The 18,287-nt window shown below is 73.0% G+C and carries 15 protein-coding genes and 1 tRNA gene; 3 read left to right on the top strand and 13 right to left on the bottom strand.

The window, feature by feature from the left end; all coding sequences use genetic code 11:
• Positions 1 to 130: 130 nt before the first annotated feature.
• The 5 genes from ACWDAK_RS31585 to ACWDAK_RS31565 all read right to left on the bottom strand — a co-directional run bounded on the left by ACWDAK_RS31585 (position 131) and on the right by ACWDAK_RS31565 (position 5,612).
• Complete coding sequence (locus ACWDAK_RS31585) at positions 131 to 976, bottom strand: glycosyltransferase family 2 protein (protein ID WP_344635965.1); 846 nt, start codon at positions 974 to 976, stop codon at positions 131 to 133.
• A gap of 71 nt (positions 977 to 1,047) precedes the next feature.
• Positions 1,048 to 1,878, bottom strand: coding sequence for a CDP-alcohol phosphatidyltransferase family protein (locus tag ACWDAK_RS31580; protein WP_344635787.1), 831 nt, complete (start codon positions 1,876 to 1,878; stop codon positions 1,048 to 1,050).
• Positions 1,856 to 2,917, bottom strand: coding sequence for an iron-containing alcohol dehydrogenase family protein (locus ACWDAK_RS31575; protein WP_427395181.1), 1,062 nt, complete (start codon positions 2,915 to 2,917; stop codon positions 1,856 to 1,858). Before ACWDAK_RS31575 ends, ACWDAK_RS31580 begins: the two co-directional genes overlap by 23 nt.
• A complete protein-coding gene (locus ACWDAK_RS31570; protein WP_344635789.1) occupies positions 2,905 to 3,660 on the bottom strand; it encodes a phosphocholine cytidylyltransferase family protein in 756 nt (251 codons plus the stop codon). The genes ACWDAK_RS31575 and ACWDAK_RS31570 overlap by 13 nt, the downstream gene beginning before the upstream one ends.
• Positions 3,657 to 5,612, bottom strand: a complete 1,956-nt coding sequence (locus ACWDAK_RS31565) for a DUF5941 domain-containing protein (protein WP_344635966.1) — start codon at positions 5,610 to 5,612, stop codon at positions 3,657 to 3,659. Before ACWDAK_RS31565 ends, ACWDAK_RS31570 begins: the two co-directional genes overlap by 4 nt.
• 620 nt (positions 5,613 to 6,232) lie before the next feature.
• On the opposite strand from ACWDAK_RS31565, the gene idi reads away from it, so the two are divergent.
• Positions 6,233 to 6,880 (top strand): isopentenyl-diphosphate Delta-isomerase, encoded by a 648-nt coding sequence (gene idi, locus ACWDAK_RS31560; protein ID WP_344635790.1) that lies wholly within the window; start codon positions 6,233 to 6,235, stop codon positions 6,878 to 6,880.
• Positions 6,881 to 7,121: 241 nt separating this feature from the next.
• On the opposite strand, the gene ACWDAK_RS31555 is transcribed toward idi, so the two are convergent.
• Positions 7,122 to 7,778 carry an ATP-binding protein gene (locus tag ACWDAK_RS31555; RefSeq protein WP_344635791.1) on the bottom strand — a complete coding sequence of 219 codons (657 nt, stop codon included), beginning with the start codon at positions 7,776 to 7,778 and terminating at the stop codon, positions 7,122 to 7,124.
• A 492-nt stretch (positions 7,779 to 8,270) separates the two neighbouring features.
• Here ACWDAK_RS31555 and ACWDAK_RS31550 point away from each other — a divergent pair.
• A tRNA-Leu gene (locus ACWDAK_RS31550) sits at positions 8,271 to 8,358 on the top strand.
• A 467-nt stretch (positions 8,359 to 8,825) separates the two neighbouring features.
• On the opposite strand, the gene ACWDAK_RS31545 is transcribed toward ACWDAK_RS31550, so the two are convergent.
• From ACWDAK_RS31545 to ACWDAK_RS31515, 7 genes are all read right to left on the bottom strand, one after another.
• A complete protein-coding gene (locus tag ACWDAK_RS31545) occupies positions 8,826 to 9,374 on the bottom strand; it encodes a GAF domain-containing protein (protein ID WP_427395180.1) in 549 nt (182 codons plus the stop codon).
• Positions 9,371 to 10,213 carry a S8 family peptidase gene (locus ACWDAK_RS31540; RefSeq protein ID WP_344635808.1) on the bottom strand — a complete coding sequence of 281 codons (843 nt, stop codon included), beginning with the start codon at positions 10,211 to 10,213 and terminating at the stop codon, positions 9,371 to 9,373. Before ACWDAK_RS31540 ends, ACWDAK_RS31545 begins: the two co-directional genes overlap by 4 nt.
• A 4-nt stretch (positions 10,214 to 10,217) precedes the next feature.
• Positions 10,218 to 13,262 carry an adenylate/guanylate cyclase domain-containing protein gene (locus ACWDAK_RS31535; RefSeq protein ID WP_427395179.1) on the bottom strand — a complete coding sequence of 1,015 codons (3,045 nt, stop codon included), beginning with the start codon at positions 13,260 to 13,262 and terminating at the stop codon, positions 10,218 to 10,220.
• A gap of 49 nt (positions 13,263 to 13,311) precedes the next feature.
• Entirely contained in the window at positions 13,312 to 13,512 is a 201-nt protein-coding gene (locus tag ACWDAK_RS31530) for an aroma-sacti cluster domain-containing protein (RefSeq protein WP_344635810.1), read from the bottom strand.
• Complete coding sequence (locus ACWDAK_RS31525; RefSeq protein ID WP_344635811.1) at positions 13,509 to 14,246, bottom strand: iron-containing redox enzyme family protein; 738 nt, start codon at positions 14,244 to 14,246, stop codon at positions 13,509 to 13,511. The genes ACWDAK_RS31530 and ACWDAK_RS31525 overlap by 4 nt, the downstream gene beginning before the upstream one ends.
• Positions 14,243 to 15,328: a radical SAM protein gene (locus tag ACWDAK_RS31520; protein ID WP_344635812.1), complete on the bottom strand. Its 1,086-nt coding sequence runs from the start codon at positions 15,326 to 15,328 to the stop codon at positions 14,243 to 14,245. Before ACWDAK_RS31520 ends, ACWDAK_RS31525 begins: the two co-directional genes overlap by 4 nt.
• A 93-nt stretch (positions 15,329 to 15,421) precedes the next feature.
• Positions 15,422 to 17,242, bottom strand: coding sequence for an AfsR/SARP family transcriptional regulator (locus tag ACWDAK_RS31515; protein WP_427395178.1), 1,821 nt, complete (start codon positions 17,240 to 17,242; stop codon positions 15,422 to 15,424).
• A 742-nt stretch (positions 17,243 to 17,984) separates the two neighbouring features.
• Between ACWDAK_RS31515 and ACWDAK_RS31510 the strand changes: the two genes are divergently transcribed.
• On the top strand, positions 17,985 to 18,287 hold a 303-nt coding region (locus ACWDAK_RS31510), incomplete at its 3' end, for a hypothetical protein (RefSeq protein ID WP_449806515.1).

Genomic DNA, 18,287 nt, shown 5'->3' with positions numbered 1-18,287 from the left:
TTCACGGGATCGGATATCGGGCCCGCCGCCGGGGGGAGCGGCGACGGGCCTGCGGATCCACTGGGATCTCGGGGGGATTGTCCGGTCGGCAGTGGGGCTGCCGCCCTGATGCGATCAGTTGCTGATGCGATCAGATGATTGGCGGTCTGCCCAACCTCGTCAGTCGCCATACAGTACGCCATCGCATCGGTCGTCGCGGACCGCAGGGTTCGCTCCAACCAGCCCGGAAACCGCCCACCCAGGACTTCAGCGCGTCGCCCGAGGGACGGCGGGCCAGAGTGAGCAGCAACCAGGTTCCCAAGTAGAGAGGCACGAACGGGGCGGGAAGGTTCCGTCGCGCCAGCCACACCCGGTTCCGGGCCACGTTGTGGAAGTACGTGGCGTGCCGGGCCGGGGATGTCGTGGGGTGGTGCAGCACGATGTCCGCGCGGTAGTCGATCTCCCAGCCGGCGTCCAGCGCGCGCCAGGCGAGGTCGGTCTCCTCGTGCGCGTAGAAGAACTCGGCCGGCAGCTGGCCGGCCTGCGGGAAGACCGCGCTGCGCACCGCGCTGGCGCCGCCGAGGAAGGTGGTCACCCGGGAGGAGCGCAGCGGGTCGCTGGCCCGCAGCCGGGGGACGTGCCGGCGCTGGGTGACACCGGTGTCCGGGTCGGCGATCCGGAAGGAGACGATGCCGAGCTTCGGGTCGGCGGTGAAGGCCTCGCGGAGCAGCCGGGCGGAGTCCTTGTTCGGCAGGCGCCCGTCGTCGTCCAGGAAGAGGACGGCGTCCACCTCCCGGCCGTCCTTGCCGAAGAGCTCGATGCCGACGTTGCGACCGCCGGGGATGCCGAGGTTCTCGGGCAGTTCGACGGTGCGTACGTCCGCGGGCAGCGGGGGCAGCGGGGCACCGTTGCCGACCACGGCCAGCTCGACGGCCGGGCCCTCCTGGTTCCGCACCGACTCGATCAGAGCGTTCAGCTCCTCCGGTCGGTTGCCCATGGTGATGATGACCGCGCCGAGGCGGAAGCCGTCGGCGCCTCGCCCGCCCGACTCCGGGCGACCCGGCGCGCTCACCGCAGCCTGCTGGAGAGGACGATGCTGAGCAGGTGCAGGACCGTCTGCAGCATGGCGATCGCGGCCAGGACCACCACCGCCAGGCGGGTGAAGAGCAGCCCGCCGTGGACGGTGTCGGCGATCCCGACGGCCAGGACGAACAGCGATGCCTCGACGGCGCCCACCAGGCGGTGGAACTTGAGGAAGGACGCCGCCCGGCGGGCCTTGGCCACACCGGAGGAGCGCGGCACCGAGGCGCTGTCCTCCACCGCGGCCATCCCGCTGCGGGCGCGGGCCACGTCGACCAGGTCGGTCTCGGACTTGATCAGGATCGCGCCGAGCGCGGCCAGCGTGCCGAGGAAGGCCCACTCCCAGTGCGAGGCGTGGCCCTGGCGGTGCAGCAGGTCGCTGGCCCGCAGGCCGAGACCGGTGAGCAGCGCGGCCTCGGACATGTAGTGGCCGACCCGGTCCAGGTAGACGCCGGTGAGCGAGGTCTGCCGCCGCCAGCGGGCGACCTCGCCGTCGACGCAGTCCAGCAGCAGGTAGACCTGGATCAGGAAGGCGCCCAGGACGGCCCCCGCGATGCCCGGGACCACCAGGGCGGCACCGGCCAGGATGCCGGTGAACATCATCAGGTAGGTCAGGCCATTGGGCGTGATCGCCGTCATGGTGGAGAGCAGGCGGGTGATCCGCAGGGAGATCTTCCGCATGTACCAGCGGCCGGCCCAGTGCTCGGCACTGCGCCGTTGGAGCATGCCCTCCGGGTGGATGACGGCCCGCAGCTCCTCGATCGAGGGCCGGACCGTGAGATCGACCGCGGCGCGGTCAGTTGTTGACGGCATGGACATAGTCGGCGTACGCGTCCCTGATGTCGGAGGGAGAGAGATCGAGGTGTTCCAGGATGGTGAAACGTCCCGGACGAGTGTTCGGAGCGTAGTACACCGCCTCGGTGAACTCCGCCTCGGTGAAGCCGATCTGAGCCGCGGTGACCGGCAGCCCGTGGAACCGAAGGCGGTCCACGATCAGCCCGGTCAGCTCGCGCTCGCCCCGCAGGTGGCTGGCGAAGGCGGCACCGAGGCCGACCTGCTCGCCGTGCTGGGCGGAGCGCTTGGGGTACAGCACGTCCAGGGCGTGCGAGATCTCGTGGCAGGCGCCCGAGGACGGCCGGGTGCTGCCGGCGATGTTCATCGCGATGCCGGACAGTACCAGGGCTTCCGCGAGGCAGGTCAGCAGGGCCTGGTCGGCCAGCTGGCCCGGGTGGCGGAGCAGGTTCTCACCGGCCGAGCGGGCCATCGCGACCGCGAGGCCGTCCACCTTCTCGCCGGTGACCTCGTGCGAGAGCTCCCAGTCGGCGCAGGCCGAGATGTTGGAGATCACATCGCCGATGCCGGCCGCGACGAAGCGCGACGGCGCCTCGCGGATCACGTCCAGGTCCACCACGATGCCGATCGGGCTGGGCACCCCGTAGGAACCGCGGCCCGCGTCGTTGTCGAGGGTGGAGACGGGCGAGCAGATGCCGTCGTGCGCCAGGTTGGTGGCCACCGCGACCAGCGGCAGGCCGACCCGGGCCGCGGCGTACTTCGCCGCGTCGATGATCTTGCCGCCGCCGAGGCCGACCACGGCGTCGAAGTGCCCCGCCCGCATCGCGTCCGCCAGGCGTACCGCGCTGTCCAGGCTGCCGTCGATGACCTCGAACCACTCGGCGTCCGGGAGCAGCGGTTCCAGCCGCTCCCGGAGCACCGTGCCCGATCCGTTGCTGATCGCCACCGCTATCCGGCCGGAGGCCGACAGCCGCTGGTCGGCGAGGATGCCGCCGAGCGCGTCCAGCGCGCCCGGGCGGATCTCCACGAAGACCGGCGACGGCAGCAGCCGGGTCAGTACTGGCACGCGATCTCCCGCGCCTTGTTCAGGTCGTCGTGGTTGTCCACCTCGACCCAGGAGACCTCGCCGATCGGCTGCACGTCGATGCGCAGGCCGCGGTTGACCATCTCCTGGTAGCCGTCCTCGTAGTACAGCTGCGGGTCGCGCTCGTAGGTCGCCTTGAGGGCGTCCGCGAGGGCGTCCTTGGCGGACGGGTTGATGATCGTGACGCCGATGTACTCGCCGGTCGCCTCGGCCGGGTCCATCAGCTTGGTGATCTTCTGCATGCCCTTGGCCGGGTCGACGACGACCTTCATCTCCTCGTCGGCCAGCTTCTTCACGGTGTCCAGCGCGAGCAGGATGCCGGGGGCGCCGCCCTCCTTGATCATCCGGTCGTTGCCGTCCAGCATGGTGCGCTGGACCGCGGCCGGGTGCACGGTGTCACCGTTGGCGAGCAGCAGGCCCTCGCCGAACAGGTCACGGGCGCACCACAGCGAGTAGGCGTTGTTCCACTCCTCGGCCTTGTCGTTCTCGACCAGGGTGAGCTTGACGCCGTACTTCTGCTCCAGCGCGTCCTTGCGGTCGTACACCGCCTCCTTGCGGTAGCCCACCACGATCGCGGCCTCGCGCAGTCCGACCTCGGCGAAGTTGCCGAGGGTGAGGTCCAGGACGGTCCGCTCCCCGTCGACCGGCACCAGCGCCTTGGGCAGGGTGTCGGTGTACGGGCGGAGCCGGCGGCCGGCGCCGGCTGCCAGAACGAGGCCGATCATGCGGTGTCTCCTGATTCATCGTGTTCTGCGGTGGCGTCGCCGAGGACCCAGTAGTGGATGCTCTCCGCGACCACGACCAGGGCGAGCAGGCCGGCGAGGGCCACCAGGACGACCTGCAGAGGATGCGCCCCGGCGGTCTGGTGACCGATCGGCCCCTCGGGCCTGCCGTGGTAGACGAGCGCCGCCACCAGGGTGACGAGCAGTGCCCGGCCCTCCTGTCCGCCGGTCACTCGCACCAGCCACCTGGCCGGCGCTCCGGTGCCGCCGCGCAGGCGGTACACCGTGTCGTAGTGATGGTAGGCGAAGGCGGCGACCAGCCCGAACGCGGCCGGGAGGGCCGCGATGTCCAGCTTCAGCGCGAGCGCCAGCACGGTCAGGTACTCGCCCGCCCGGAAGAACGCGGGGGCGAGCCAGTCCAGCGCGCCGGTGAGCCTGCGGGCCAGCACCAGCGAGCTGAGCACCACGTACCCGCCGGCAGCGGCGACCGCCTGCCAGGTCCCCGCGGTCAGGTACGCGGCGGCCGGCAGCCCGGCGGCCGCGACGGCGGCCAGCAGCGGCACGGCCGGGCCCGGCAGGAAACGCGCCACGGGGCGGAGCACCGGGGCCAGCAACTCGGTCAGCACACCGCCGTCGGCCAGGATCGCGACCTCCCGGGCGGCCCGGTCCTCGCGCGGGCGGCGGCGGTTGATCGAGCGCAGTACCCGTCCTGCGGTGGTGTAGCAGCAGGCCAGTGCGCAGCCGGCGAGCAGCACCGACAGCGTGATCCGGGGGGTGGTGCAGGCCGTGAGCAGGGCTATCAGGCCCCAGCGCTCGCCGATCGGCAGCACGATGATCCGACGGGCCCAGACCGTCCAGCCGACCCGGTCCAGGCGATTGGAGAGCTGCGCGGTGGGGCTGGTGTTGGTGCTCTGCTGCTTGGTGCCGGCGGTGACCGGGTTGCGCGAGGTCTCCTGGTCGGCCGCCATGAAGGCGAAGTCCACGCTGTGCCGGAAGGTCATCAGCGTCATCGCCGCCAGCGACAGCGCCCAGACGTGGTCCCCGGTACGGGCCGCGCCGAGCGCCAGGCCCGCGTAGAAGGAGTACTCCTTGGCCCGGTCGAAGGTCGCGTCCAGCCAGGCGCCCACCGTGGAGTACTGCAGCGAGTAACGGGCGAGCTGCCCGTCGGTGCAGTCCAGCACGAAGGAGGCGAGCAGCAGCACACCGGCGGCTATGTAACCGCCCCGGGTGCCGGTGGCCGCCAGGCCCGCCGCGAGCAGCGCGGTGAGCAGGGAGGCGGTGGTCACCTGGTTCGGGGTCAGGCCGCGCCGGGCGCACCAGCGGGCGATGTAGCGCGAGTAGGGGCTGACGAAGAAGGTGGTGAAGAAGCCGTCCCTGGCCTTCACCGCCCGGCGCAGCCGGACCGCCTCCTCGTCCACCCGGGCCACGGCCGCGCGGGCCGCGTGCAGTTCGTCGTCGTCACCGGGGACGGTGGCCACCAGCGTGCCGAGCTCGGGGCGCTGGACGGGCAGCCCGCGCTGGGTGAGGGCGTCCGCGAGCTGGTCGGGCAGCGGGCTCTCGTACCGGTCGGACCAGCCGTACCGCGCGGTGCCGTACGGGTCGGTGCCCTGGGGGGCGGTGCCGTAGCCGTCGGCGTAGCCGCCGTAGCCGTTCTGGTACGAGTCGCCGGTGCGCTGCTGCGGCAGCTGCGGCTCGGTGCTCAGGCGCTGGGCGGCCGTGGCGAGGGCGGCCCGGGCCTCCGCGCCGGAGACCACCATCGCGCCGGGGACGGCGGCCGCCGGGAAGCGGGGGTCGGTCAGCGCGAGCCGGAGCGAGTGGCGGTGGCCGACGAATCCGGCGTCCACCACGGCCAGGCGCTCGCCCGGGCCGACGGAGGAGACCAGCGCGGCGAGCTGTGCGGCGTCGTGCGCGCGCAGGACCCGCCGGAAGCCGATGGCGGCGAGGTCGGCACCCAGGTCGCCCTGGAGGGCCTCGGTGGCCGTGGCGGCCGCCGTGGCCGTCGGGGCGGTGGCGAGCGGCGTCGCGGTCACCGCTGCGGCGTTCCGGCCACGGCCGGGTCCGGCGGGCCTTCCGTGCGCGAGCAGCTCGGGGCCGGTCACGATCACAGTGGACAGCGGAACTCACTCCCTGGCGATGGTGTGCGGTCCGGCCACAACGGTGTGCGGTGGGACGAATGGGGGTTTCTGGACGTACAAATGCAGCGGCGGGCGGTACCGGACGAGCATTTCCGGGACCAGGCGCACCGACCGAGGCTACCCGACGGGTGATTCGCCCTCGAAATGGCAGCCGGCAGCCAGCAGGCAGCGCTTATCCACAGCTGGCGCACCGGGCCGCGCAGATCATCATTCCGGACCGCGGGCCCTGCCTTCAAGCCGCGCGCCTGCCGCGATGCGACCGTGACCTGACAAATCAGCAGACAGAAGGTGAACAGAGCACGGCTCAGATGATCACGAATCGAACGCGCAGGCTGGAGATCCGGGCCTTCCACGCCCCCGTGTGCGTCGGATGGTCCGGCCCTGTGGGCCATGGGGCAGACTGGGCCACCGACGCAACCCCCCGTGCCGAAAGAGGCCACATGCCGGAGAGCCGACCGACCAGCCAGACGCAGTTTGCGGACCAGAGCGCGGCAGCCTCGTCCCCGTCCCCCGCAGCGCCCCCGTCCCCCTCAGCCCCGGACTCCCCCGCCACGGAGATCCTGCTGGAGCTCGTCGACGACGACGGTGTGACCATCGGCACGGCCGAGAAGCTCTCGGCCCACCAGCAGCCGGGCCGCCTGCACCGCGCCTTCTCCGTCTTCCTGTTCGACCGTCAGGGACGGCTGCTGCTCCAGCGCCGGGCGCTGAGCAAGTACCACTCGCCCGGCGTCTGGTCCAACACCTGTTGCGGTCACCCGTACCCGGGTGAGCCGCCGTTCGTGGCCGCCGCACGGCGCACCACCGAGGAGCTCGGTACGGCCCCCGCACTGCTCTGCGAGGCCGGCACGGTCCGCTACGACCTGCCCGACGAGACCTCGGGCCTGATCGAGCGCGAGTGGAACCACCTGTTCGTCGGCCTGGTCACCGCGCCGCTCTCGCCGGCCCCCGACGAGGTTGACGACACCCGGTTCGTCACCGCGGAGGAGCTGAAGGCACTGGAGGCCGAGAAGCCGTTCTCGGTGTGGTTCCGGACGGTCTTCGAGGCCGCGCTCCCGGGGATCCGGGAGATCGCCGGGCGGGACTGGTAGGCCCGGTACTTCCGGGCGGGACTGGTGGTTCCGGGCGGGGGTGGTTCCCGGCGGTGCCGGTCTGCCCGGCTCGAGGCGTCGGGGGATCGGGGGATCGGGGGTGCCGGATCGACTCGGTGCGCGCGGGCCCGACCCGGGTCGCGACCTGCGCCGACTCGTGCCGGCCCCTGACGGCTCACAGCTGCTCACGCGGGCTCACGCCGGCACCGGTTCACACCAGCTCATACCGGCTCACATCAGCTCACATCGGCCAGAGGCCGCTGCAGCCCGGCCGCCCGTCCACGACTACCGGGCTCTGCACGGCCTCCGGCTCGGCGGCCGCAGAGCCCGCTCCGGCCCCGCCGCCCGCAGCGCCCCCGGGTTCGGTGGGCAGCGGCAGGGAGGCCCAGATCACCTTGCCGCCCTCCCCCGTGCACTCGACGTCGCACACCCCGCCGGCCTGCAGGGTCACGCTCTTCACCAGCAGCAGCCCGCGGCCGCCGAGTTGACCCTGGTCGCTGTCCAGGGCCTTGGGGCGGTGCGGATGGCCGTCCTCCACCGAGATCCGCACCCAGCCGTCCTCGATCGCCAGTTCGGTGGTGAGGTAGGGCGAGAGCACGGCGGCATGGGTGACGGCATTGCCCACCAGCTCGGAGACGATCAGCAGTACGTCGTCGACCAGCTCCTGGTACCGCTCCGCCACCAGCCCCTGGGCCAGCAGCCGGTCCCGCACCGCATGTCTGGTCTGGGGCACCGAGGCCTCGTGTGCGACCGCCGAGAACCGCCAGACGCCCTCGATCGGCAGCCCCGGTTCTCTGCCCGGCGGTTCCGCCGCCGAACGCTCCGCCGCCGAACGCTCGGTCGTCTCCGTACGCTCCTCCGTCGCAGGCCTCGTCGCGGGTTCCGCCGCCCCGCTCATCTGCTCCACCTCAAGCCGCCCTTCGCGCAGGTGATGGGAGGCGTCACCGGGCGGCCCGGACACCGGCCCTCGGGAATCACCGCTCCGCTCAGGCTCCCTTGGTCACCAGAGGCTAGGGAAACCCCGGCCGACCGCGGGGCATGGACTGGAACTGGACCATCCGAAGCCCATTCCTGATCGGATCCTGACTATTTCCGGTGAATCCTGCGGCGATTGCGCTCGCCCGACAGCCGAAACATTCACCCCCCGACGCCTCAACCCCCGCACCCCGACACCCCTCCCTCACCCCGGCCCACTCCACCGCCCGGCACGCCCCACCCTGACGCACCGCCGCTTTCTACCCCACTTGCACCTGTCTGTCCGCTTTCTCCCGATCACGTCGGCCGAGCGGCCGCCGGACGACAGATACGCAGGTGAGAAGCACTCCAGAAGCCTGGTAGTGTTCTCTCTGTCGCCACGGGGCGCAGGAACAGAACCCGAGGCACACACCCTGTCCGGGTGGCGGAATGGCAGACGCGCTAGCTTGAGGTGCTAGTGCCCTTTATCGGGCGTGGGGGTTCAAGTCCCCCCTCGGACACCAGCAAAGACCCCAGTTGATCTGGGGTTTTTCTGTTTCACCGGCCCTGGGCGTGACCAAGCAGGTGACCAACAGGGCCCGGAACGGGCTGGACCAGACCGGTCAGACGTGCGCCGCGCGCTCCCAGCGGCGAGCTTGATCGCCCCGTCCTTACGACGGTGGCCGTACCGAGCCATCGTGTAACCGGGTGAGTGGTGCCGGACGTTCGCGGACACCTCTACGGGATTCTCCCCCGAGCCAGTCGTGAGCACCGTCAGTCGCCAGGTCGGACAACTCAAGCTGGTGGCGGCAGTTGACAGTTGGACACAGCAAGGAACGTATTGTCGATCTCTGCCCTCGGGAGGCTCAGCGAGCCGACCGAAGGCAGAGCGTCGAGGTTGCTCCACCGTGTGGCAACCGGTATTCAGGCGCAGGTCGACAGATCGCAGATCGCGGGCCGTCGGGTTCCGGCCGGGGATGCGCCCCCGGCGTCAGTTCTGTCGCAGCAGCTGCTCCAGTTCTCCGGCCAGCCGTGCCGCCGTCGCGAGGCGGTCGAGGGTGTAATCCGGCTGCGGGGCACGGTCGATGACGATCCTCAGGGCCGCGGCGGCCTGGCGGGCGAAGAGGGCGAGCAGATCGAGTTCGGGGAGGCTGGCGCGGGCCCGCGGGGCCGGGTCGAGGACCTCCAGGACGCCGAGGACGCGGTCGCCGTGGATCAGGGGGACGGCCATCAGCGCACTGGGCACGTAGTCCGTCGACTCCGCGAGGGAGCGGTCGAAGGAGGAGTTCCTGGAGAGGTCGTCGACGACCATGGGCTGCCCTGAGGCGGCCACCCAGCCGGCGATTCCCCGGCCGGCCGGGAAGCGGCGGCCCACCAGGGACTCTTCGCCTCGTCCGGAGACCGCCTGGAAGACCAGTTCGTCCGCCTCCTCGTCGAGCAGGAAGACCGAGCTGGCCTCGGCGGCGAAGATGGCGCGGGCCACGTCGACGATGGACTGAAGCAGCTCGCCCTCCAGGGGGTCTGCCGTTCTCTCGGTCATGAGGCACCTCTGCTGTCGGTGTTCACCACGCTGACGTTGGCCGCGGAAAGGTAGAGCGCGTTCTTGAGCTGGAAGCTCGTCATCCGGGGGTGTCCGGACAGGATCCGGGCGCACAGCCCGGCGATGTAGGGGGTGGCGAAGCTGTTGCCGGTGGTCCGGATGGACGCCCCGCCCAGCCAGGGCACCTCCACGTTCTGCCCCGGCGCGAAGAACTCCACCGGTGGCGCGGGGTTGTAGAGGTGGAGGTCGGGGTCGTCCTCCTGGTGGCTGCCGACCGAGATCACCGAGGCGAACCGCCAGGGGAAGCTCTCCACTGGCGTGTTGTGCGCCGAGGCGACGATCACCGTCCGGTTGAAGAAGGCCTCGTCCGCCAGAGCGTGGAGCTCCTCGGCGAAGCGCGTCCGGGTTGTGGACAGGCTCAGGTTGATCACGTCGAACCCCTGCCCGACGGCCCAGCGCAGCCCCGCGAGCAGGACGTCGCCGGAGCCGGAGAAGCGTTCGCCGAGCACGCGGACGCTGGTCAGCTCGCAGTCCGGCGCGGTCCGACGGATGATCCCGGCGCAGGCGGTGCCGTGGCCGCAGGTGTCACCGGTGGTGGTCCGCTCGACCCGGACACCCTGTTCGTCCTTGGCGACGACCCAGGAGGCGGCGAGCGGGCCGACCAGGGGATGGTCGCGTTCCACCCCCGAGTCGACCACGCACACCCGCACCCCCGCTCCGCTGCCCGCCAGGTGTGGCGGAGCGGGCGCGCCGTCCGCGACCACGGGGATGTCCGCGGGCCGTCGGCCTCGCAGACTCCAGGTGAGTCCGGCGGCCGGTGGGGTCGTGGCGGTGGCCATGGTGTCAGTTCTCCTCGTTGAACGCGGCGACCCAGCGCACGCCGGGCTGGTGCCCCTTGGCGGCGAACCAGGCACGGGCCGCCGCCGCGGCCTCCGCCGCCGGACCGCCCCGGCCGAGCAGGCGGAGAGTGTGCGCCTGGTCGAGCGCGGCCTGGGCTCTGACGACCGGGGAGTCGGTCAGAGTGGCCTCGGCGACGGCGCACCCGGCCAGCCGTACGGCCCGCTCCGCCTGCCCCTGTGCGGCGGCGAGCCGGCCGCGCAGGCCGTCCAGGTCCACCGACTCGGCGTGCGGCCGCCCGGACTTGGCCGCGAGCGGCCGCAGGGCGTTCTCTGCGGCGGCCCACTGCCCGGTGTCCAGCAGTAGCCGGGCCGAGTCGAGCGTGATCGTGTCCAGCAGCGCGCCCGCGCCCAGCCGGCGAGCGGCGTCCGCAGCCCCGGCCAGCAGCTCCAGGGCGGCATTCTGTCGATCAGTCAGCACTTCGATGAGTGCGGCGAACACCGGGAGGAAGACCTCGGCCTCGGCGTAGCCGAGCTCCCGCGCCAGCCGGCCGGCCTCCGCCAGGTGCTCCCGGGCCGCGGCCGGTTCGTCCTGCAGGGCGAGCAGGACGGCCATCGGGCAGTTCAGCGTCACCCGGACCGTGCGGCGTCCCCGGCCGTGTTCGGCGAGCAGCGCCTGGCAGCGGACCGCGGCCGCCGGTACGGGAGTCGGCCCCCGCCAGAGGGAGATGCCGATCGCGCCCAGGGCGGCGGCCCGCTCCACCTCGCCGTCGACGCTTGCCGCGTGCGAGAGGGCCCGGGTGAGCAGGGCGTCCGCCGCACCGTGCCGGCCGTGCGCCTGGTGGTGCTGGGCCAGACGCAGCCGGGCGCGTGCCTGGCCCAGTTGGTCGTTGGCCGCTTCGAACACCGGTAGTGCCGCGCGGGCCGCTTCGACCGGTCTGCCCGCGCCCGCCAGCGGGTCGAGCACCGCCAGGGCCAGCCGGGCGTGTGCGTGGTCCACCGGGTCCGCCGGGGCGCTGAGCACGTCCGTGAGCAGCGACCGGCCCTGCACCGTACGGCCCAGGGCGATCCGGACCTCGCCCAGTCTGCGCGCCGTCGGGATGCCGGCCGGCTCACCGGGCCGGCCCAGGGCCATCGCGCGGGCCAGCAGGTCCTCGGCGCGGGAAAGGTCGGATCCGGCCATGGCCTGGGCGCCCGCCCGGGCGAGGGTCCGGGCCGCGGAGCCGCGCAGTGTCTCGGTGTCGCCGTCCAGCAGGCCGAGGTCGCTGCGGTAGCGGTGGGCCTGCTCCAGGTGGGTGCCGACCGCTCCGTCGCCCGCCGCGCGTACGGAGGGCAGTCCGGCGGCCCGCTGGTGCACCTCGGCGCGGGCTCGTTTGGACATGCACTCGTAGGCGACCTCCTGGACCAGGCCGCTGGTGAAGCGGAAGACCGGCCGGGCCGGGCCCGCCGGCCTGGCCGGTTCGATCAGCCGGCGGTGGCTGAGCGCCGGCAGTGCGGAGCGGACCGGGTCGCGGCCCTGGGCGAGTTCGGCCAGTTCCTCGGCGGTGAACTCCCGGCCCACCACCGACGCCAGGTCGAGGGCCAGGCGCTCGGCGGGCTCCAGGGTGTCGATCCGCGCACCGAGCAGGGCCTGGACCGTGGGCGGCAGTTCGCCGGGCGATTCGGTCTCGGAGCCGACGGCGAGCAGTTGTTCCAGGTGCAGCGGGTTGCCTCCGGCGCGTTCCAGCAGGCCGGCCGGGGCGCCGTCCCAGTGCGCGTTGACGTCGACCAGTTCGGCGGCGAGCAGCCGGGCCTCCTGCTCCGAGAGTCCGGACAGCCCGATCGCACCGGTGGCCGCCAGGGGTCGCGACTCCAGCAGTTCGGGCCTGGTCAGGCAGATCAACAGGACGGAAGCGGGGCCGAGTTCGGCGGCGAGCCGGTCCAGTACGTCGAGTAGCAGCGGGCCCGCCCAGTGGCAGTCGTCGATTGCCAGCACCACCGGCCGGCGGCCGGCGAGCGCGGTCAGCACCCGGATCAGTGCGGCGCAGGTCTCCGCGACCGATGGGTTGGGCGTGCCGTCGCGCAGCAGGCCCGTGGAGAGCACGGCCAGCGCCTCGGCCGCCCCCTCCAGGAGGGCCTCGCCGAGCAGCCCGCGCAGCGCGTCGGCCAGCGGCTGCAGGCTGCCCTGTCCGCCGTACGGCCGGCAGCGCCCGGTGCCGTACGCCGCCAGTGGCGCCGTGCGCTCGAGCCACTCCCGCAGCAGCCGGGTCTTGCCCTGTCCCGCCTCGCCGTGGACCAGCAGGCACTGGGCTCCCCGGCCGTCCGCCGTCCGCGCCAATGCGGCGTCCAGCTCGGCGAGTTCGGCGTGCCGGCCGACGAAGCGGACGTCGAAGCGGCGGAGCAGTTCCGGGTCGTCCGCACCGAGGCCGAGCAGCCGGTGGGCGGTCACCGCGTCGGCCTTGCCCTTGAGGAGCAGCGGCCCGACGGACTCCGTCCGGACGGTGGGGCCCGCGGCGCGCAGGGTGTCCGGGCCGATCAGGATCTGGCCGGGGCCGGCGTTCTGCTCCAGCCGGGCGGCGATGTTGACCGTCTCGCCGGCGACCAGCGCCTGGCGCGCCGAGGCGTCCGAACCCGCCACCACCTGGCCGGTGTTGACCCCGATCCGGACGTCCAGCCGGACGCCGAGGGTGGCGGCGAGCTCGGTGTTGAGGCCGCTCAGCGCGTCCAGCATGCCGAGGGCGGCGGCCAGTGCGCGGCGGGCGTCGTCCTCACGGACCGTCGGCACACCGAACACGGCCATCACCGCGTCACCGATGAACTTCTCCAGGGTGCCTCCGTGTGCCTCGATCTGCCGGCGCATCAGCTCGAAGTAGCGGAGTGTCACCGACCGCAGGGTCTCCGGGTCCAGGGCGCCGGAGAGCGCGGTGGAGCCGACCAGGTCGCAGAACAGGACGGTCACCAGCTTGCGTCCTTCGGCCGGTCCGGCCGGACCGGGCGGGGTGCACGGTGAGCCGCAGGAAGGGCAGAACCGGGCATCCGGTGGCAGTTCGCAGCGGCAGGCGGGGCAGTCCATGACCGTCTCCTTGTTCTCGGCCGGGGCGGATCAGAGCCGGGGGGGCGGGTCAGAACAGCGCGCCACCGGCGATCTCGCTGTGGGCCTGGACCTCGGGCCCCACCTCGTCGAGCCGGTGCTTGAGGTCGAGCAGGACGGCCACTTCGTGCGGGGTGAGCTTGCGGAGCACCTCCTGCTGTTCCTCGGTGAACGCGTCGATGTCGAAACCCGCGGCGGCGAGGCGGCTGAGCGTGACCTGCTGGTCGGTCATCCCGGGGCTCCTGGGTGTTCGGAGGTGTCGGCGAGCTGGCGGAAGAGGCGGGTGATCCCGTCGACGGTGTGCAGGGCGCTGACCGCGACCGCGGTCTGCTGCGCGGCGGTCAGCGGGAGTTCGTCGAGCAGGTTCTCGAGGTCGGCGAGGTGGCCGGTGTCCAGTGCGGCGTGGTCTCGAAGGGTGCGGAAGGCGGCCGGTGGCAGCCCGGTGTGCTCCGCGAGCCGGTCGGCCAGCCAGGGCGCGGGGGCGTTGCCCTCCAGTGCGGCGATGTAGCCCAGCAGCACCACGGGGTGGTGGTGCCGGATCCAGTAGTACTGGGCCCCGGAAAGCTCTGCCACCACCACCGGCGGGAGGGCGCTCGGCGCCTCGGCGCCTGCCGCGGCGAGGTCGGCGAGCAACCAGTCGTCGTGGCCGCGCTCCTGTTCGGCGTGCAGCCGGAAGTAGCGGGCGAGCGGGGCGGCCAGCGGGTCACCGGGAGGCTGCCGGTCGCACCACTCGGCGGCCAGCTCCAGCAGCGGGACGGAGGCTTGGATCAGCCCGTGCATGGCGGCGAGGTAGTTCAGGTAGCGCGGACGGAGGCTGTCCGGCTGCCAGAGCGCGGTGGTCGCTGCTCTCAGGAGGGGCGTCGTCAAGGCGAGTTTGGTGCGCAGCGCGGCGGAGGCGCTGGGACGGCTCGCGGCAGCGGAATCGCTCGGGCGGCTCGGCGCGGTGGAGGCGCTGGGGCGACTCATCGCGGGCTCCCGGCGGCGTCCCGGTGCGGAAGTGCGACGAGGTCGGCGTACGGCGGGCAGCCGTGCCGGCGGAGCAGCTCCACCGGGCCGGCCGCGCGCTGGATCCTGGCGGCCTCCCGGTCGAGCAGTTCGCCCACGGGCCCGGCCCCGTCCCGGGCGGCGCCCGCGAGCACCTCCGGGTGCTGCGGCAGGTTCCGGCAGGTTCCGCAGTATCCGGGCCCGGCCGATTCGGGGGCGTACCGCGCGTACAGGTGGGCCGGACCGACGGTGCGGAGCAGGCGCAGCACGGGCGAGGCGAGCGAGCGCCGCCGGACGGTCCGCCAGTCGTCCTCGGCGATGTGTCCCAGCCGCAGGTGTTCCGGGGCGGGTCGGCGGTCCACCGCCTGCTGGTTGCAGCAGGCGAGCACCGTCCCGTCGAAGGCCACCACGGGCCAGGCCGCCATGGCGCAGGGCAGTGCCCGCTCCCCGTCCGGCCGGGGCCTCGACGCGGTGGCCCAGGCGGCCGCCCGGCCCATCGGCCTGATCTCGTTCACCAGCATCGGCACCTGGTCGGCGAACTCCCGCCGGATGTCGGCCGTCACCTCGGCGAGGTAGGGGTCCTGCGGCCCCGACCCGGTGATGTGGAAGCTGACCGGCACTCCGGCCTCGCGTACCTGGTGCACGGCGTGCAGGACGGCCGCGCGGGGTACCTCGCGCTCGTGGAAGGCGTCCAGGCTGGCGGAGAAGTGGTCGGCGGCGGTGACGGCGCGCATGACTCGGGCCGGTATCCGCCTCTCCCGGGCGAAGAACATGCCGCTCAGCAGCACGCTCCGGGTGCCCGCCGCCCGCGCCGACTCCGCCAGATCACGGGCCAGTTCGGGCAGCAGCAGCGGCTCGCCGCCGGTGAGCAGGACCACCTCGGGCCGGTCGCCGGCGGCGAACGAGCTTACGAACCGGAGCAGTTGGGCGTCGGACGGCTCCTCTCCCGCCATGGTGGACGAGGTGGAGCAGTGCGCGCAGCTCAGCGGGCAGCGGCGGGTGAGGGTGATCAGCAGGCCCGCCGCCGGGACGGGCCGCAGCCCGATGAAGTCGGACAGCTCCACGGGCCCTCCCCCGGTCTCTCGGGCCGCCGCCCGATCGCCGCGGTCACCCACCCAGGGTCGCGGCGCCGGGTTGGGATCCGGTTGGCCACCGGTTCAGGGACGGTATATCCGCTGGCCGACCTGGGCTTCGGCCACTTCGCGGGCGTACAGGTGGGCGAGCCGGGGCAGGTTGTACAGCGCGGCGTGCGCGCTGACCTCGTCGGCCGGTGAGAGCACCACCCCGGTGTCGATCAGGGCTTCCAGTTGGCGCAGTGCCGAACCGGGCCCGCAGCCGAATGCCTCGGCCGCGTCGTCGACCGTGAACGGGCGTGACACGGGCAGCCGTCCGAGCCGCCCCACCGCGGTACGGACCGACTCCGGCAGGTCCCGCCAGCCGCCGGCCAGCCGCTCCCGGACGGAGAGGTCGCCGGCGGCCAGCTCGTCCAGGGCGGCGCGGGGTTCGGCCACCCGGTCGGCGTACTCGCCGAGCGGCAAGTGCCGCAGGACCGCCAGCCGCTGGCCGCTCACCCGCACGGCGAGCGGCAGCAGTCCGGTCGCGGCGGCGATCCGTTCCGCCGCCACCCGGTCGCCGCGCAGGCGGTGCGCGCCGATGATCCGGCCGAGCAGTTCGACGGCCTCCGCCTGGGAGTACAGCGGGACGTTGACGCGGTACGCCGAGGCCAGTCCGGCGAGCGAGGTTCGGGAGGTGACCAGGGCCGCGCTGCCGCCGGCTCCGGGCAGCAGCGGGCGGACGGCCGCCTCGTCCGGGACGTCGTCCAGGATGACCAGTACCCGGCGGTCGGCCAGCCAGGCACGCCAGCGGGCGGCGGCCAGGCCGGGGTCGTCGAGCAGCGGCCCCGGCAGGCCGGTGAGCCGGGCCAGCTCGGTCAGTACGGCGGCCGTCGGCCTGGGGGCCCCGTGCTCGTCGCGCAGCGCCACCAGCACCCGGCCGTCGGGGAAGTCCTCTCCCAGGCGGTGCGCGACATGGACCACCAGCGCGGTCTTGCCGATGCCGGCCGGTCCGACCGCCACGGCGATCCGTCCGCCGCCCGGCCGTACCGTGCCGAGCAGTTCGCCGATCTGCTGCTGGCGGCCGGTGAAGTCCGCGTCGTCCGGCGGCAGCAGGGTGCGCGGCACCTCGGCGGCCGTCGCCGGGCCCGCTCCCCGGGCCAGGATCGAGCGGTACAGCCGCTGCAGCGCCGGGCTCGGGTCCAGCCCGAGCTCGCGGGCCAACAGCTGCCGCAGCCCGTCGTAGACGGCGAGTGCCTCGGTCTGCCGGCCGGTGCGGTGCAGTGCGGTCATCTGGGCGGCTCGCAGGCGTTCGCGCAGCGGGTACCGGTCGACGAGGTCGCCGACGGCCTCGGCCACCTCCCGGGCGTTCCCCAGCGCCAACTCGGCCTCGGCCCAGTCCTCCTGGACCCCGACACAGCGTTCGGCCAGCCGGTCCGCCTCCTCGCGCACCGGCTCCGACCCGCACAGGTCGGCCAGCGGCGCGGTGTGCCAGAGCCGCAGGGCCTGCCGGAACAGCCGGGCGGCCTCGGCCGGATCACCGCCGTCCCCGGCTTCCCGGCCGGCCCGGGCCAGCGCCCGGAACCGCAGCGAGTCCAACTCCGGCTCGGCGACCCGCAGCAGGTATCCGCCGCTGACGTGGGCCAGCCGGTCCGCCTCGCCCGCCTCGCAGAGCATCCGGCGCACCGCCCAGACGTACTGCTGCACGTTCTTGCGTGCCGTCCTGGGCGGCTCGTCCTGCCACACCGCCTCGGTGAGCCGGTCGACCGAGACGGGGGTGTTGGCGTGCAGGAGCAGCATGGCGAGCACCAGCCGCTGCTTGATCGGCCCGAGCGGCAGCGGGCGGCCGCCGACCTCGACCGAGAGCGGGCCGAGAACGGCGAACCGTACGCCACAGGGCTGCGGTTCGTACGCGGGCACCTGCATCCGGTCTCCCCTTCCGTGGACGAATCTTCGTCGGGGGGAGATCCTCGCGGCAGTCGCGGTGGGGCGACATCGGGGCGTGGCCCCCATGTTCTTGACGCGACCCCGACCGTTTCGGCGGCGGCCGGCGCAGAATCGCCGACGGCCCGCGAGTCCTCGGTCGAGGCGTCGAGCGCGCGGCCGGTGGCCACCGCGGAAATGCCGTCCGAGGTGAACAGCGCTACGAATCAGTGTAGTTGGGTTTCCTCGGGCGCTGGCCCGCCGTCACGGACGAGGCGTAGTGACGCCGGCAGCGCATCGGGTGGCGTCGGGCTGGGGTCGGCAGCGGTCTCGCGCCCGGATACGCCGCGACCGATCGGCTCGGCCGGGTGGATGAGCGGCCCTCTCTCCACGGTCCACGGCGGCCACGGTACGCGGCGATCGCGTCCAGTGCCCCGAGGGCGGTCCAAGACGGGATCGCCGTCGGCCCGGGAGCGGTGAATCCGCTGGTCATGGACGGCTCGTGGGCGTTCAGGGCGGGCCCGGCGGGCCGACGAGCGGCGGGCATACCGATTCCATACCGGCGGTTGACCGCTGCCGAACCGTCGGTGCCTAGCTTTCGGTTCGTCCGGTGCGGCGGTCACCGGCCCCGGTGCGACGGCGGATTCCGCCGGCGGCTGCGGTTCTGCCACCGGAGTACGGAGTTCTGTCGTCGCGGACGAGGGCGATCTGCGCCCGGCTTTCCCCGTCCACAGAGGAGGAGTTCATGTCCGAGAACCCCGAGAAGTTCGAAGGCACCGGAGTCATCTGCGGCGTCTACGACAAGGAAGAGGCCTTCGCCGACGACGTCCAGGCGCACTCCGCCGAGATGTTCAAGGGCACCGAGGTCATCTGCGGCGTCTACGACAAGGAAGAGTCCAACCTCACCGACGACGTCCAGGCCCACTCCGCCGAGAAGTTCGAAGGCACCGGAGTCATCTGCGGCGTCTACGACAAGGAAGAGTCCAACCTCACCGACGACGTCCAGGCCCACTCCGCCGAGAAGTTCGAAGGCACCGGAGTCATCTGC

This window comes from Kitasatospora sp. NPDC001175, from assembly GCF_053598215.1.
Note: the sequence above shows the minus strand (reverse complement) of the source record. Positions and strands in the feature narration are given on the sequence as shown.